The 15281-nt window shown below is 41.4% G+C and carries 14 protein-coding genes; 7 read left to right on the top strand and 7 right to left on the bottom strand.

From position 1 onward, the window contains the following. Positions 1-165: 165 nt before the first annotated feature. Positions 166-894: a substrate-binding periplasmic protein gene (locus tag ACMXYT_RS11625; RefSeq protein ID WP_415898804.1), complete on the bottom strand. Its 729-nt coding sequence runs from the start codon at positions 892-894 to the stop codon at positions 166-168. 298 nt (positions 895-1192) lie between these two features. Between ACMXYT_RS11625 and ACMXYT_RS11620 the strand changes: the two genes are divergently transcribed. After that, entirely contained in the window at positions 1193-1972 is a 780-nt protein-coding gene (locus ACMXYT_RS11620) for a substrate-binding periplasmic protein (RefSeq protein ID WP_415898803.1), read from the top strand. Positions 1973-2000: 28 nt separating this feature from the next. On the opposite strand, the gene ACMXYT_RS11615 is transcribed toward ACMXYT_RS11620, so the two are convergent. The 4 genes from ACMXYT_RS11615 to ACMXYT_RS11600 all read right to left on the bottom strand — a co-directional run bounded on the left by ACMXYT_RS11615 (position 2001) and on the right by ACMXYT_RS11600 (position 6247). Then, positions 2001-2954, bottom strand: coding sequence for a GGDEF domain-containing protein (locus tag ACMXYT_RS11615; protein ID WP_415898802.1), 954 nt, complete (start codon positions 2952-2954; stop codon positions 2001-2003). A 233-nt stretch (positions 2955-3187) separates the two neighbouring features. Continuing rightward, positions 3188-4018: an HDOD domain-containing protein gene (locus tag ACMXYT_RS11610; RefSeq protein WP_415898801.1), complete on the bottom strand. Its 831-nt coding sequence runs from the start codon at positions 4016-4018 to the stop codon at positions 3188-3190. Between the two features lie 23 nt (positions 4019-4041). Further along, positions 4042-5265: an EAL domain-containing protein gene (locus ACMXYT_RS11605; protein ID WP_415898800.1), complete on the bottom strand. Its 1224-nt coding sequence runs from the start codon at positions 5263-5265 to the stop codon at positions 4042-4044. A 184-nt stretch (positions 5266-5449) separates the two neighbouring features. Then, positions 5450-6247 (bottom strand): substrate-binding periplasmic protein, encoded by a 798-nt coding sequence (locus ACMXYT_RS11600; RefSeq protein WP_415898799.1) that lies wholly within the window; start codon positions 6245-6247, stop codon positions 5450-5452. Positions 6248-6665: 418 nt separating this feature from the next. Between ACMXYT_RS11600 and ACMXYT_RS11595 the strand changes: the two genes are divergently transcribed. Beyond that, positions 6666-7778 carry an ABC transporter substrate-binding protein gene (locus ACMXYT_RS11595; protein WP_415898798.1) on the top strand — a complete coding sequence of 371 codons (1113 nt, stop codon included), beginning with the start codon at positions 6666-6668 and terminating at the stop codon, positions 7776-7778. A 107-nt stretch (positions 7779-7885) separates the two neighbouring features. Continuing rightward, positions 7886-8458 carry a YdeI/OmpD-associated family protein gene (locus ACMXYT_RS11590; protein ID WP_415898797.1) on the top strand — a complete coding sequence of 191 codons (573 nt, stop codon included), beginning with the start codon at positions 7886-7888 and terminating at the stop codon, positions 8456-8458. 186 nt (positions 8459-8644) lie between these two features. Here ACMXYT_RS11590 and ACMXYT_RS11585 read toward each other — a convergent pair whose 3' ends face one another. Together ACMXYT_RS11585 and ACMXYT_RS11580 are read right to left on the bottom strand one after the other, a co-directional pair. Further along, the gene (locus ACMXYT_RS11585) at positions 8645-9109 is read right to left on the bottom strand and encodes a hypothetical protein (protein WP_415898796.1); all 465 of its coding nucleotides are present in this window, start codon (positions 9107-9109) and stop codon (positions 8645-8647) included. Between the two features lie 210 nt (positions 9110-9319). Beyond that, positions 9320-11014 carry a methyl-accepting chemotaxis protein gene (locus ACMXYT_RS11580; RefSeq protein ID WP_415898795.1) on the bottom strand — a complete coding sequence of 565 codons (1695 nt, stop codon included), beginning with the start codon at positions 11012-11014 and terminating at the stop codon, positions 9320-9322. 586 nt (positions 11015-11600) lie between these two features. Between ACMXYT_RS11580 and ACMXYT_RS11575 the strand changes: the two genes are divergently transcribed. From ACMXYT_RS11575 to ACMXYT_RS11560, 4 genes are all read left to right on the top strand, one after another. Next, the gene (locus ACMXYT_RS11575) at positions 11601-11846 is read left to right on the top strand and encodes a DUF2164 domain-containing protein (RefSeq protein WP_415898794.1); all 246 of its coding nucleotides are present in this window, start codon (positions 11601-11603) and stop codon (positions 11844-11846) included. Positions 11847-12190: 344 nt separating this feature from the next. Next, the gene (locus ACMXYT_RS11570) at positions 12191-12952 is read left to right on the top strand and encodes a substrate-binding periplasmic protein (protein WP_415898793.1); all 762 of its coding nucleotides are present in this window, start codon (positions 12191-12193) and stop codon (positions 12950-12952) included. A 326-nt stretch (positions 12953-13278) separates the two neighbouring features. Then, positions 13279-14460 (top strand): acetyl-CoA C-acyltransferase family protein, encoded by a 1182-nt coding sequence (locus ACMXYT_RS11565; protein WP_415898792.1) that lies wholly within the window; start codon positions 13279-13281, stop codon positions 14458-14460. Between the two features lie 221 nt (positions 14461-14681). Further along, positions 14682-15263, top strand: coding sequence for an NAD(P)H-dependent oxidoreductase (locus ACMXYT_RS11560; RefSeq protein WP_415898791.1), 582 nt, complete (start codon positions 14682-14684; stop codon positions 15261-15263). Positions 15264-15281: the final 18 nt, after the last annotated feature.

Raw genomic sequence — 15281 nt, 5'->3', positions numbered from 1 at the left:
ATTCTTGGCAGTGTTCACATAGACCTTCAATCTGCATATCGATAATCCTTTATCATAATTAAAAATTAACCTTACTTTTTGTAATGAAATAGTAATATAGGAATAATTCCTAATTTTTAAGGCTATCAATATCAATTCAACTGGAGCAGAGCTCTCTTCCCTTTGCTATTCGTAGTACTTTTTCTCAAGCTGGTCGATAAAACCCGTTTCATCGAGAAACTGCAATGCCATTTGAAGTTTATGGGGAAGGCTATCAGGTAAAAGTTTGTCTGGGTCGTTATTAATTGTTATCGCTGAACTGGGTTTGTAATTTGGGTTTTCTGTATGTTGGTAGTGCTGTGAGAATCGAGAAAAGCCTAAGTACATAGGCTCTGCTGAAGAACAGCATGGGTGACGCTTTATTTGAGTATGTGGGTATTTTTTTAAGTAGTATCGAATGGTATCGCTTTGGTAATGAAAATAGTCTGCTCGTCCTTGTTCTAGCATCTCAATGGCGCGTGGCAAATCTAAGTTTTCTACCACTACTACGATCACCCCTTTTTCTTCGGCTCCAAAAGTAGGGCTGCCATTGGGAATCAACATAGTTCGCCCTTTCATGTCCTCCAGATTTTTAATTTCTGGACTTTTGTCCAGTGAGATAACTTGCAGGCCGGTGGTCAGTCCATTAGGGATATAGAAGGTATAAAGTTGGCGTTCTAGGGAAAAGTTAAACCCCGGATAAAAGTCGATAGTGCCATTTTGCATAGCATAGAGAATTCTTTTTTTGGGAAGGCGTTTAATCTTTAACGTGCAGTTAATAAGGGAGCTTGCTTTTGAATAGAGATCTTTATACAAGCCTGAGTTATCTGGAGCTTTTTGAATTAATGGCATTCTCTCGCTGGTGCGATAACCCATAGTCAAAGTGCAAGCATCAGCTAATGCTGGTGAAAGAATGCTTAGTAATAGGATGCAAAGGCGTTTGTGCATAAAGCTGATCTTTTCTTTTTAGTCTAGTTCTCCTTGCTCCATATGAAAAACTAGAGTTAAACAGGCGAAGCACTTTTCTTTGCTGGCTCTATATCTAACTTGTTGTGGAATGGTGTGAGAGGGGCATAAAAAGGGCTCTGATCCTCTAAGTAGCTTTACTTCATCTATCCTTAAATGGAGCCTTAGCTCTTGTACAAAGGCACCAAGTGTTGTTGTGAGGCATGTTATGGGGTTAAAAAAAATCGCTATATGTTCGGCACTACTTTTTTCAGTAAATGTTACAGCTGAAGAGTTATCTATCAGCGTTCATGATTTCCCTCCATTTATTACTGTTGACGAAGGGCGAGTAACCGGTGTTTTTGTTGATATTGTTGATAGAGTCTCTGCTGCAACGAAGATAGATACAAAAATATACCTTTATCCAAATAGAAGATCTAAGTCGGTACTAAAAGAGGGAAAAGTAAATGCTAACTTTCCTCTTGGCTGGAATAAAGAAAGGGATAAGTGGTTATATTGGTCTTTACCGCTTATGAGCACTGAATATGGATTTTTTACCCGTGCTAGTGAGCGTGATGAGTTCAATGAGATTGATGATTTTTCGGGTCAAAAGGTTGGTGTGTTTGGTCCATCTAATACTTCTTATTCATTAGAGATGTTAAGTGAGGAGCTAGAGGCGAGAGGGTTGGAACCACTGCATATTCAAATGCTGCCAAATAGTAATGGTCAGAATTTTAGAAAGTTGATGGATAACAGAATTGATGCGGTTTTTCATAATCAAGATACCGGTAGATCTCAATTAGAAAGATTTAATATTAAAGGTGTGGTTTATGCTTTTGGGGCTAAAAAACTTAACTATTACATTGGCTTTTCAAAAGAACATACGGATAAGAAGTTAGTTGATAGATTTAATCTAGGACTTGAGAAGTTACAAAGTAGTGGTGAGCTTGGGGATATAGTAAGAAGTTATAATCTTCGACCCATAAATGAAGATACTAACGTTAGGTAGATTAATGAGTACACAGACCCCTTTATACTTATTCATTAGCGGCTTTGTTTTCTAGGATTTCTGTATTTATTTGGTCTTTCCCAGAGTTCTTCGCTTTATATAGAGCTCGATCGGTGCGTTTTACCCACTTAGGTATATCTTCTCCATAAAGGTAGTTGGAAATACCTATGCTAACGGTTCTTGTAACTGTTACCCCTTCGTCTGTTATCACTTCTATTTGAGATAGATTTTTTCTGAGCCTCTCAGCCGCGTCTATGCATGTCTGTTCGTTAGCATCGTGCATCAAAATAGCAAACTCTTCGCCTCCCATTCTAAAGCCTAAATCATCTTTTCTTAAAAAGGACTGAATAGTTAAACCTATTACACGAAGCAAATCATCGCCAACAGGATGACCATAGGTATCATTAACCGATTTGAAATTGTCTACATCTATTAGTAATAGATAAATTTTTCTTGAATTTTGCTCTTTCGAGCTAACAATGCTCGGTATTTTCTCATAGAAAAAACGTTGGTTTAATAGACCTGTTAGGCTGTCGTAAAATGAATTTCGTTTCCATTTTAAACGTTCATTATCAAGCTTATCTACAAGTTGCTTATGTTGCTTTGACCATAGAAACAGACCTATAGACGCTAGGAACAAACCTATTGGAAATCCAAAGTTTTCAAAGATATTGATTGTGGTAGATTCACTTTTAATAAATTCATCTAGCAAGTCTGATACTGCAGCTGCTGACATTAAGCTAAAGCCGGCAATGATATATCTATATGTTATTGCTTCTAAATTTGCAAAAGCAACGATAACTATCCAGCTTAATAATGAAAAAGAAAGCAAAAATTCACCAGTTACTTCGGCTAGGTTTACTTTGTTTACAAATATAGGATTTTCGATAATTAGTAAAAATAAGGATATGAAAGTGGGAATAACAAAAATATAGAACAGTGATGTAATTAATCTTCTGCTAATCTTATATTTATCTGACATAATATTATTTTCTAATGTCAGTGAGTGAATAGTTTCTTATTGAAGAACTGATGTTAAGCAATTTACACAAATTATAATTCATTATGTGTTACCTATTGTCTTCTTTTAGCCTAGCGCTCGCTTAGCTTTCAAGACCATTGATGTTCGATTTGCATACCTCAAACACGCTAAACTTAGACTAGTTTGAAAACGAGTTTTTTCAAGGTTATGTCATCTAGGTGAATCGCCACCAGTTAGCTCGAAAGATAAACCCCAATCAGAGATTTCTTCTCTTCAGTGACAGCTTCCTGCATCTCCAATATCTCTTCTTGTTTAATAGGGTTTTCCACATGCTGATTGCATAATTCTAGCGATGCTTTGATTTTTTCTTCGTCACCGTAGGCCATAGCATTAGCCATATAAACGCAGAGTACTGTAGGCTCTGGTGGAGTAGTTAGATCGAGCTGGTGGTGTTGTTTTACCGCGGTAGATAGAATCTTGGGTAAGTTCCAGGAGTTGAGAAGCTCTGCACCGGCTTCTGTATGATCAAATCCGATAAAATCCTGTTCCTGTAGTGGCATTTGGTTTGGCCAGATCTTTTGTATCTCTTCTAACTGATCTTTACAGGCTTGGGCTATAACGAGTTTACCGACATCGTGCAGCAGGCCTGCGATAAATAGCTCTTCTTGTTCCTTTCGGTTTGCCCAGTGTTTTCCGAGTGTTTTAGCAGCAATGGCTACATGTAGGCTATAGTCCCAGAATTCGTTGATTGGAAAGCCGGTTTGCCGAACATCTTCAAACTGCTTTACCACACTGGAGCCGAGAACAAGGTTTTTAAAGTCTTTAAGGCCGACCAGTGATATCGCATGGGAGATGGTGGAAATCTGACTTGGGAAGCCATAGAAGGAGCTGTTCACAATCGCTAGCAGTTTGGTGGCGATACCCGCATCCAGTTTTATGATTTCTGCTAGCTCATTATTGGTTGTCGTTGGTTGATCGATCTTTACTGTGATCTTTTGATAGATCGCTGGTAGAGAGATTACTGATTTACAACGTAGAATCGCTTTATTCAGATCTTTGTTCATAGGTCGTATTCAGCCTGATTTAGTTAGCGCTCGAGCTGTTTCTGAATTAAGACAATAAATTCATCTTTCGGGATAGGTTTTGAGTAGTAATAACCTTGTCCGAAATCGCAGTTAAAGGCTTGTAGCATGGTTTGGTCTTTTTCCTCTTCAACCCCTTCTGCGATGGTGCTCATCTCCAAAGATTCAGCCAAAGTACAAAGCGTACGAACAATGGCTTTACTGGTTGGGTTTTCGGCCATAGTGGAGACAAACGAGCGGTCTATCTTGATGCTGTCGATTGGGAAGCGGTGAAGGTAGCTGAAACTGGAATAACCGGTGCCGAAGTCATCCAGTGCGATCTTACAGCCGAAACGTTTGAAATCTGTCAGTACCTGCGAGATGCGAAGTGGATCTGACATCAAAAGAGTTTCGGTAATCTCAATCTTAAAGTTAGCGAGTTCTATGTCGTTATCCAACAGATGATCGGTTAGTGCTTCAACTTGTGCATCGGTCTCTATTTGTCGACTAGAGAGGTTTACGCTGACAAAGAATGGATTAGCTTTATCAGCAAGCTGGTTAAATTCCTTAACTGCTTGGTGAGCTTCGGAAAAGATCCAGTGACCGATCGGTTCGATCAGGCCGGTTTCTTCTGCTAGGGCGATAAACTGGATAGGTGGCACTAAACCGCGATCAGGGTCCTGCCAGCGGATAAGTGCTTCACAACCGAGGATTGAACCGGTTTCTAGATCGACAATAGGCTGGTAGAACAGGCGAAGCTCGTTGTTATCTAAGGCTTCACGTAAGCGTTGCTCTTCAGTAACGCGGCGAACGGCCATCTCGGTTTGTTCTTTGAGACGGTCGTTTTCTAATTTCGGTTTTACTTCGATGCTGTCAATTGAGCCGCCTGCAGAGACGGTATCAAAATGGCCTTTCATCTCTCGATAACGTTGCAGTACGATCTGCATCAGCAAGTTGACGGTTGGATCTGCAGTACCAATTAAGCGGTGAATGTACTCTTTTGGAATAACGATCAACTCAGCATCACTTAATACTGTGGCCGTTGCTGTGCGTACGCCATCATCGATCAGAGCCATCTCCCCTAGAATGTCGCCGTGTTGGGCGATGGCAAAACGAAGATCACGGTCTTTAACTTTTGTAGAAACGCCAACTAAACCACTATCTACAATATAGGCGCGGTCACCGGCTTCGCCTTCCTGAAATATCACAGCGCCAGCGGGTAGCTGAATTCGATAACCTTCAGTTTCCACAACGGGTTCCTCTCTGGTCATGCATTTAAAGGCACAGTGCTTCATAGAAGTTTAGCTATTTAATTGCCAAACATTAGAAATTTTAGAGCGTTAACGCTTAGTTTAGTGGGCAGCTATCCCTTTTAGAAAGGATGAGGTTACGGGAGGCCTCCGTAATTTCTACCATGCAGTACGGAGATGGATATTATTCATAGTACTTTTCCTCAAGCTGATCGATAAATCCTGAATCATCGAGGAGTTTTAATGCTTCTTGTAGTTTATGGGGCAGGCTATCAGGTATGAGTATGTCAGGATCGTTATTGATGGAGAGTGATAAGTTAGATTTATAACTAGGGTTTTCGACCCGTTGATAATGCGGAGAGAGCTTTGAAAAGCCTAAATACATAGGTTCTTCTGCAGAACAGCAGGGATGTAATTTAATTTTAGTATTTGGATATTTTTTAAGGTAAAAACGAATAGTATCACTTTGATAAAGGTAATAATCAGCTCTCCCTTGTTCAAGCATCTCTAGTGCACGTGGTAAATCTAGGTTTTCTACAACTCGTATTGTTATCCCATAAGCTGCTGCTCCAAACGTAGGGTTACCATTGGCTGCTAACATTGAGTGCCCTCGCATATCCTCTATATGGTTTACTTCAGGGCTTTTAATATGTGAGATAACTTTAAGACTTGTAGTAAGACCATTTGGAATATAAAAGGTGTAAGGTTGACGATCTAAGGAAAAGTTAAACCCTGGATAAAAGTCGATAATACCTTCCTGCATTGCATGAAGAATGCGTTTTTTGGGTAATCGCACTACTTCCAGCTTGCAACCAATGAGTGAACTCGCCTTTGAATAGAGGTCGTTATACAGGCCAGAATTATCAGGTGCTTTTTGAATAAGTGGCATTCTCTCGCTAGTGCGATAGCCCATCGTCAAAGTACATGCATTGGCGAGGACAGGAGTTAGCGCTATAAATAGAATACAAAAACGTTTGATCATACAGCCGATCTTTTCTTTTTAGTCTAGTTCCTTTAGAAAAAATGAAAAACTACTTACAAGGCGGATGTAATATAGGTAGATGATGCAGACCTACCTCTATCAGGTTTTTTCCTGATATCGTCCTTTATCTTTGGCAGAGTTTCTTGTAATTAAAGAGCCTTGTTCAATTCTTTAATTTTTTGACAGCCCAGCCTACACTCACAATACTTAACGTTGTAGATGGCCGTATTACTGCTATGGGTAATTGTAAAGGACTCACAAAATAGAAAGGTATGAACTCTGCATTTCAATCTTGTCTATCTAACTCCCAATTAAAGTCCATACGCCCTAAGGGCTTCCAACCCGAAAATCATTACTTTTTAGCTGGTTAGCCCTCACCATTTCACAGTGAAGTGATTCATTTTATATGAGGCACGACATGTTCCAGCTACTACATAAATTCAGCTTAATTTTCTTGCTCTTGTCATTTATCACGGGTGTCCCAGCTGCTTACGCCGAAACGTTTAAAGTTGGATACTTCATCTCTCGAACGGCAGATGACATGTTTTACGGGCCTGTTGTTGGTTTTATGCAGGCCGCTGCAGATGATTTGGGTGTCGAATTACACGTAATAGAAGCCAATGATGACCACTTATTAGGTCATGAGAAGGCGAAGGAACTACTGTTTCCAACCCCTCAACTCGACGCAATTATCGCGATTAGCGTGAAAGAAAGCGGTGCAAGAATTCTTAAACTTTCTGAACAGGCAGGGGTGCCTGTGTTCATCGAAAATTCAGCTATTTTGGATAAGGCCATAGGATCGCCTAGACAGTATTTTAAAAATTACATTGGTGAAATGCTTCCGGATGATGAAATGGCTGGCTACGAGTTAGCTAAATACCTGATACAACGTAGCAGTAAATCTTCTGAGGGCGGTGCGGTGAATATGGTTGCGATTAGTGGCCCTTACGGTACCTCAGCCAGTATTCAACGAGAACGAGGCTTGCAACGAGCGATTGAAGAATATTCGAAAACAAATTTGCTCCAAATTGTGAGGGCTAACTGGGAAAGAGGCCGTGCACGTAGGACATTTAATAAGCTTATCCTGCGTTACCCCAATGTAGATGCAGTGTGGACAGCAAGTGACGGTATGGCTTTAGGTGTTTTTGATGCATTAACAACGCTCGCTCCAAACTATAGGAAAAACATTCTTGTGGGCGGTGTTGATTGGTCTAGAGAAGGCGTAGAGGGTGTTGACCTTAACCAAATTCAAGCGACAGCTGGAGGTCACTTTATGGAGGGCGCTTGGGCGTTGGTCGTTGTTTATGATTTTTTGAACGGCCATGACTTTATGGATAGTGAAGGGCTTAAGATGAAAACAAATATGAGCTTGATTACGAAAGAAAATTTTGAAGATCATGCTCCTCTGATTGAAAAAAATAATTGGAAGAAAATTAACTTTAAGTCGTTCTCTAAAACTTATAACCCAGCAGTAACGCATTACAATTTTGAGCTTAAATCAGTACTAGATGCACTTGATTTAGACCCCTAATATTCTAATTAAAGTAGCTCATTTCAGTGGGTAGGCTCTATTTCCTTCTATCGTGAAACTCCGTAAGATCCTGACTTTCAAAACCCTGCATCGTTTGAGCTTTGCCTATGACCGAACCTGATCCAACGAAAATTAAATCTTTTGCTACCGCTGAAGAGTTGGGGCAATGGTTGCAACATAACCATGTAGCTAAAACTGAGCTGTGGGTAAAGATCTTCAAGAAGAAATGCGCTATTCCCAGTGTGACTTGGGATGACGTGGTAGTCGAATCACTATGCTGGGGGTGGATCGACGGTATTAAAAAGTCGATTGATGAACAAGCTTACCTGCAACGGATCACCCCGAGGAAAGCGAAAAGTGTTTGGTCAAAACGAAACAGAGATCACGCCGAGCGTCTGATTAGTGAAGGCCGCATGACTGAGCTGGGGATGGTCCAAGTTAATGCGGCTAAAACTGATGGTCGTTGGGAAAATGCTTATACCGCCAGTGAAATGGAAGTGCCTGAGGATTTCATTAAATCACTTGATGATAACCCAGAGGCGAAAGCGTTTTACGAAACGCTGACTAAATCGAGACGTTATGTCATAGCCCATGGTTTGGATAGCGCTAAAAAGCCTGATACTCGCCAACGTCGATTTGATAAGTATATGGGTGCACTTACTCGTGGTGAGTATCCATAATTATTATTGGCGAGAATATTCTGGAATTGTTGGGTTACGCTTCGCTAACCAACATAGGTGGGAGGTTTACCATTAAGTAGGGTGCAATAACGAAGTGTATTGCACCGTGGTTTTAGATTTACATTCGTTGATTCTTTGGATTACGTATTGCTAAATCAATCTCTAAACAGACCTATATCTATAAAGTTAGGCTTCGTGTTTGGTTAATTGATTTGGAAAGCCATCTTCTGGGGTAATGTAGAAACCTTGGACTTTTACTGAATCATCAAGTTTGACTAACTGAATAGTGATAACACTTTTGGCGTTTTGAAAAATTGCTTTATAAGTCAGGACGGCAACAGTACCGTTTGTTCCCTCGTTGTACCTTTCCATTGTTATGTCTGAGATGTTACTTAATGAGCCTAAAGCTGCAAAATGAGAAAGGGCTTCAGCACCTTGAGGCTTTTTAAATTCTAGAATCAGATTGTTATCAAGTCGTTCATAAACATCTGAGACTTCCCAGTTCTCAGAAAAGTCCTGTGTGAAATCACTTATGAATTGGGTTTGGTTAGATACAAATTGTGCCGAGCTGAAAGAAAGATAAAATGCTAAAGCTGCAAATAAACAGAACAGGACTCCTAAACCCACAAAAACTCGATAGACAATCTTCATATATTCACTCCATTGATTGTTTCTGTTCTTCAGAACTGATGATTGAAATTATCTTATAAACTTCGAAGTTGTAATGAAAGTGTATATTGGGTTTAGGTTGGAAAGTAGGGTGCAATAACGAAGTGTATTGCACCCTGTTTTGACTCGGAGGGATCAATTTTTTTGGGTTACGCTTCGCTAACCCAACCTACATCCTGTCTAGCAACTAAATTAAGCCCTTAGTTCTGAGACCAAGTGGTTAAGCTGAAGTAACTCATTACTTACTTCTTTATTTATATGAGAGGTCTGGTTTGCACTGTCATTGGTGCTGTTAGCGTAAAGCGAAATGCTTGAAAGGCTGGCATGAATCTCTTTTACCACTGCCGACTGTTCTTCAGCTGCTGCGGCAATTTGCGTATTCATTGCAGCCATTCCTTCAACTGCTGCAGATGCTTCTTCTAGTTCAGCAGCGGTATGGTTGGCTTGTTGGATACAGTGGCCAGCATTCTCTTGGCCTTTTTGCATCACAGAGATCGCACCATTGGTTGCTGATTGTAGGTTCTCTAGCAGTTCTTGAATGTCCTCAGTGGATGATTGAGTACGTTGAGATAGAGTGCGTACTTCATCGGCTACTACTGCAAAGCCTCTGCCTGATTCGCCCGCACGTGCTGCTTCGATCGCGGCGTTAAGAGCAAGTAGATTGGTTTGTTCTGCGATGCCACGGATATCGTCTAGCACTTCACTGATTCGGTTTGTTTCGGTAGCTAGAGAGTTAAGCTGAGTGGCAGCGCTTTCGACATTGATATTGAGCTGTTCTATCGCTTGCTGATTTTGCTTAGCGATTCCAGAACCAGATTGAACTTTTTCTAGCACACCTCGGCCAAGTTCTGCTGCATGATCGGTCGATTGCGCAATCTCAGTGATACTGCCTGACATCTGCTCGGCAGCAGTAGCAGTTTGTTCTGTTTCGCGTTTTTGTTGTTCAACTTGGTCGCGGGTAGCGTCCATCAAGACAATCGACTGTTCAGATCGTTGAACCAGTTGCGTTGATGTCGATCGGATAGTCATCACCATCTTACCCAGCTTCTCCATCAAGCGGTTAAACGCTGCGGCCGCTTCAGCCGTTTCGTCTTGACCGCTTACGGGTAGGCGTACAGTCAAATCGCCATCACCATCGGAGATCTCTTTTAGACGATCACGCATATTGCTCACAGGGCCAGTAATTGCACGAGAGATCATCAAGGCTAGGGAAACACCCAAAATAAGTGCGACCACAAAGATAATCATAATCAGCTTTTGTGCTTTAAGCTCGTCGTGCTCGGCACGCTGTGTGGCTTCAAGCGTGAAGGCTTGAATCTGATCAAGCGCATCAATCAGTTCATGATCAATTTTATCTTCGAGTTCAATAATATGGTCGGCTGAAGCAATAGCAGATGCCGCATAACCATTTTTGACCTTTTGGAATAACGATAGAGCTAACTCGTCGTATTCGGCGTGAATTTTGTCTATGTCCAAAATGGTTGTGAGTAAGGATTCAAATTGCTCTTTGGCTTCTGCGCTATGCGCTTTGGTAATCGCATGCTCAAGCAGCTCTTCTAGTTGCTTAAACTCCTGATCAACTTTATCTGCCAATGAGTGGAATGCTTTTGTTGTTGTCAGCATCTCTTGTGAACGATCATCACCGTACTTTATTGCGGTTGCGTAAGAGAGGCTACGCTCAAAAAGAATGGCTTGCTCTAGTTGATGCTGAGCCACTTTTGAAAGCATATTGGTTATTGGTAGGTCTTCTTCTGCTACTTCGATTAACTCGATACCGATCTTGTTCATCTGGTATGTAGCGACGCCACCAAGGGCAAGGATGAGTAATAAGTTTATCCCTGCTAACAGGGCTATCCGCGAAGAAATTTTGAGTGAGCTAAGCAACATCTAAATGCGCTCCCATTCTTAATTATGCACTTGTGAATTTGTTGTAACTTTATAATTTATATAAACCTTGTTTTATGTATGGTTTAAGTGGTGTTAAATCATTATAAAACATAGGCTTATTTGCTTTTTTAGCTGTTTTGAATATAACAGAATAATTGTTTCAAAATGTGTAGATTTACAAAGAAATCTATATTTTTTTGTTAGTTTTTTAGCAATTAATCAAGATGTCTTTAGACGTGCACAAATAAGGTGCGTTTTTCTGAGTTTGGGGCGGGGTTGTTGCTCAAGTTTGGTGCTGCAAATTGCCATTGGTGGAGGTTCTTTTTGGTGTTGCCCTATAACTCAAATAGGCTTGGGTTATATGTCTGATGATCCTAGGTAAATTCCTGTTTCCGTTCTCAGCCTTTGTGTTCCTTTGGTTAGCTTATTGATGATAAAGAATCGCTAAATCTAAGATTTTTGTGCGACTGCGTTGTTGGTCTTAGTGGTTGGTGGATGGCTTAAGGTGAATATATTGAATCTTATTACCCTTAGATGGTTTAAGATCGTTTATCCCAGTTGTTGTTAGCCAGAAAGCAAAGGATTTATGAAAGATATAAAGTTATCTCAAGATCAAACAGATCGCATGGTGAGTAAGATTAAGCGGTATTTTTCTGATGAGCTGGATCAGGATATTGGCAGTTTTGAAGCGGAGTTTTTGATCGAGTTCTTTGCTAAAGAGATTGGGCCTCATTTTTATAATCAAGCGCTAGCTGATGCAAACCGCGTATTTGTGGAAAAAGTTGAGGATGCGAGTTACCTAGTTCAAGAGCTTGAGAAACCCACTTTGTAACTAAGGAACCTGCGAATAAGTCTCATACTTTCTCAGTGGGCTATAAAACGACCATACACGCGAAAGCCCGTGCAGCGAAATGTCTAGACCTTTTCAAACTTGCTGACAAAGTAGATGGTCGTTTTATAGCCCACCCTACGGGGCTTGCAGAGCAACTGAATCACTTCGTTAATGATTTTCGCCAGGCAACCAGCATGCCTGTAATCATTGCCTTGTGCTTCAATTGCTCTGTAAGCCTGTACCCAAGGGGCATAGCAAAGTCGCATTAGACTTGTTAGCAGGTTCCCTAACATTTAGACGATTTCCGTACATTGTGTTGTTTGGATTAGGTCTAGAATAAAAGCATGAAATACCTATTCACTTTCTTATCTCTTTTATTATTCCTTCCGGGCGTCATTAGAGCTGAAAGCTCCTTAGTGGAGGAGCCATACAATCTCTCAAATGAGAGTAAAAAGTCAGTTGTCATCCGGACTATTGGCTTCCCCCCTTATGGTATTAAAGGTCGCTCTAGCACAGGCGGTATTTACTATGAAATGGCAAATAAGTTGATAGAAGAAGCGGGGTATCAGCCAGAGAACTCTATTGCTCCCTACAGCCGCATTATTAGGGAGTTAAAGTCGGGTAAGGCTGATATGACTATCATGTTCAAATATGAAGAGTTAAAAGAGCATGTCATCTATGTAGCACCTTTACCTGCCTTGCCAACCGTAGTGATTGGATTGAAGGGTACTGCATTTGAATCGGTAGAGAGTCTAAAAGGCAAGGAGCTTGCTTATCTGCGAGGGGCTAAGTTCAGTGAACAAATTGATAAGGACCCTGAGATTAGAAAGTACAGTACAGTTGATTTTGTACAAGGCGTTAAAATGCTCAAAAGGGGACGAGTGGATGGCATTATCGGACCGATCGATCCTATTTTAAGCGCAGCTAAACAACTAAATGATGACTTTAGTTTGTTTGGCGAACCGCTGGTGGTCAAAGAAAATACCCCTTGGGTACAAATCTCGAAAAAGAGTAAAGCTAAGCTGTCTATTGAGAAGCTGAATGAAGCCTATAAGAAGCTTCAATCTCAAAATACATTAGAAGCGCTTAGAGACAAATACTTATAAATTCAGATTTGCCCTTCTAACTGGCATTCAGTCAGTAGGATGCAATTAAGAACTGTATCGCACCATGTTTTGAACTTATTCTTGTCGATTCTTTTGGGTTACGCTTCGCTAACCCTCCATACACTCTATCTAGCACCAGCATCTAGCATCTGCCCCCTATACCTATGGTTGATTGTTTTTTATTCACAACACGGTGATATTGTGTTTATTCGATTTGCCTAAATGAGCGCTTGCTCACTTATTCAAAAAGATGGGACAACGATAAGCCGGTAGTTAATTTCTGCGTGAAGTTACGGGCGATATAACAATATGGGGAATGATCAATCATGACTAAAGAAGTTGTAGTTCTTAGTGCTGTACGTTCAGCAATCGGTGCATTCGGCGGAAGCCTAAGTACTATGGAGCCGGCTGAGCTGGCAGGTCAGGTAATGAAGGAAGCGGTTAATCGTTCAGGTGCTGATCCAGAGAAAATTAACTATGTAACTGTAGGTAACTGTATCCCTACAGAATCTCGCTACGCTTATGTTGCGCGTGTTGCTGCGATTCAGGCAGGTCTGCCGATGGAGTCTGTAGCAATGTCGGTCAACCGACTATGTTCTTCTGGTTTGCAGGGTATTGTAACCACTGCTCAGCAGATCATGCTAGGTGATTGCGATTACGGTATCGGTGGTGGTGTTGAGGTGATGTCTCGCGGTGCTTACCTATCCACAGCGATGCGATCTGGTGCTCGTATGGGTGAAACCACAATGCTGGATTCTATGGTGTCTGTACTGACTGATCCATTTGGTGCTGGTCACATGGGTATCACTGCTGAGAACTTAGCAGAGAAGTGGGATATCAGCCGTGAAGATCAAGATGAACTAGCTGCTGAATCGCAACGTCGTGCGGCTGTTGCGATTGAAGAAGGTCGCTTTAAGTCTCAGATCGTACCGATCGTTCAGAAAACACGTAAAGGCGAAGTTGTTTTCGATACCGATGAGCACTGTAAGCCAGGTACTACTGCTGAGAAACTAGCAGGTATGCGTCCAGCATTTAAGAAAGACGGCACGGTAACAGCGGGCAACGCATCGGGTATCAACGATGGTGCAGCGTTCTTCGTATTGGCATCTGCTGAAGCAGCTGAAGCTGCCGGTCAAAAGCCGATCGCTAAGATTAAGTCTTACGCCGTTGCAGGTGTATCCAACGAGATTATGGGTGAAGGCCCAATTCCAGCAACTAAGCTAGCTTTGCAAAAAGCAGGTTTGAGCTTGGATGATATGGATGTGATCGAGTCGAACGAAGCTTTTGCAGCTCAAGCGATTGCGGTAGCTAAAGGCCTAGGTTTGGATATGAAGAAAACCAACCCGAATGGTGGTGCCATTGCATTAGGTCACCCAGTAGGTTGTTCTGGTGCTTTCATTGCGACTAAGGCTGTCTACGAGCTTGAACGAATTGAAGGTAAGTATGCACTGGTAACTATGTGTATCGGTGGCGGTCAGGGTATCGCAGTTATCTTTGAACGCGTTTAATCATCTTTGATTAAATAGTGCCCACCTTACATTCGGTGTTGTTACCGGATGTAAGGTATTTTTGCGTCTGCACGAAGTTATTATCCTCTCCAAATATCTCTTTCCTTATTTCTTCTCTACCCGTCACTATTCCTAACGTTATTGTTGTACTTTAACGACTTTAAATAGGATCCAGATCACTATAGGGTGTGGCATCGCTGTAATCAGTTAAGGAGATTCGCATGAAGTGTTTGGTAGTTCTGACCCATCCGTTGAAGGATAGTTTGTGTCATCATTTCTGCGATGAAACGGTTAAACACTTAACTGCAAAGGGGTATAAGATCACGCTACTCAATCTTTACGAATCGGATTTTGAGCCCGCGCTTACAGAGACAGAGCGAAAGAGCTACTACGCTGATCAGTTTGATGACACTCGATTAAAAGCGGATATAGAACAACTTCAGGCAGCTGAATCCCTCGTACTGATCTTTCCCACTTGGTGGTTTGGTTTTCCGGCGATGCTAAAAGGCTGGTTTGATCGAGTTTGGGCACCGGGTTTCGCTTATGACCATGCCAAAGATCTTGGTGCTATTCAGCCGCGTTTAGATAATCTAAAAGAAGTGAAAGTGGTTACTACTCTGGGTTCGCCATGGTGGGTCGATCTGTTCATCTTGCGTCAGCCGGTTAAGAAAGTCCTCAAAATAGCTCTGTTAGGTGCGTGTACCAAAGGCTGTAAATTCCAGATGTTGTCGTTTTACAAAAGTGAAAAAGCTTCTCAAGCTCGTGTAGAAGCTTTTGTTAATAAGATTAAAGCTAAGTTTTAACATCTTTTCTAAGATGGA

It is taken from the genome of Neptuniibacter sp. QD37_11, from assembly GCF_047778105.1.
GTDB lineage: Bacteria > Pseudomonadota > Gammaproteobacteria > Pseudomonadales > Balneatricaceae > Neptuniibacter.
Note: the sequence above shows the minus strand (reverse complement) of the source record. Positions and strands in the feature narration are given on the sequence as shown.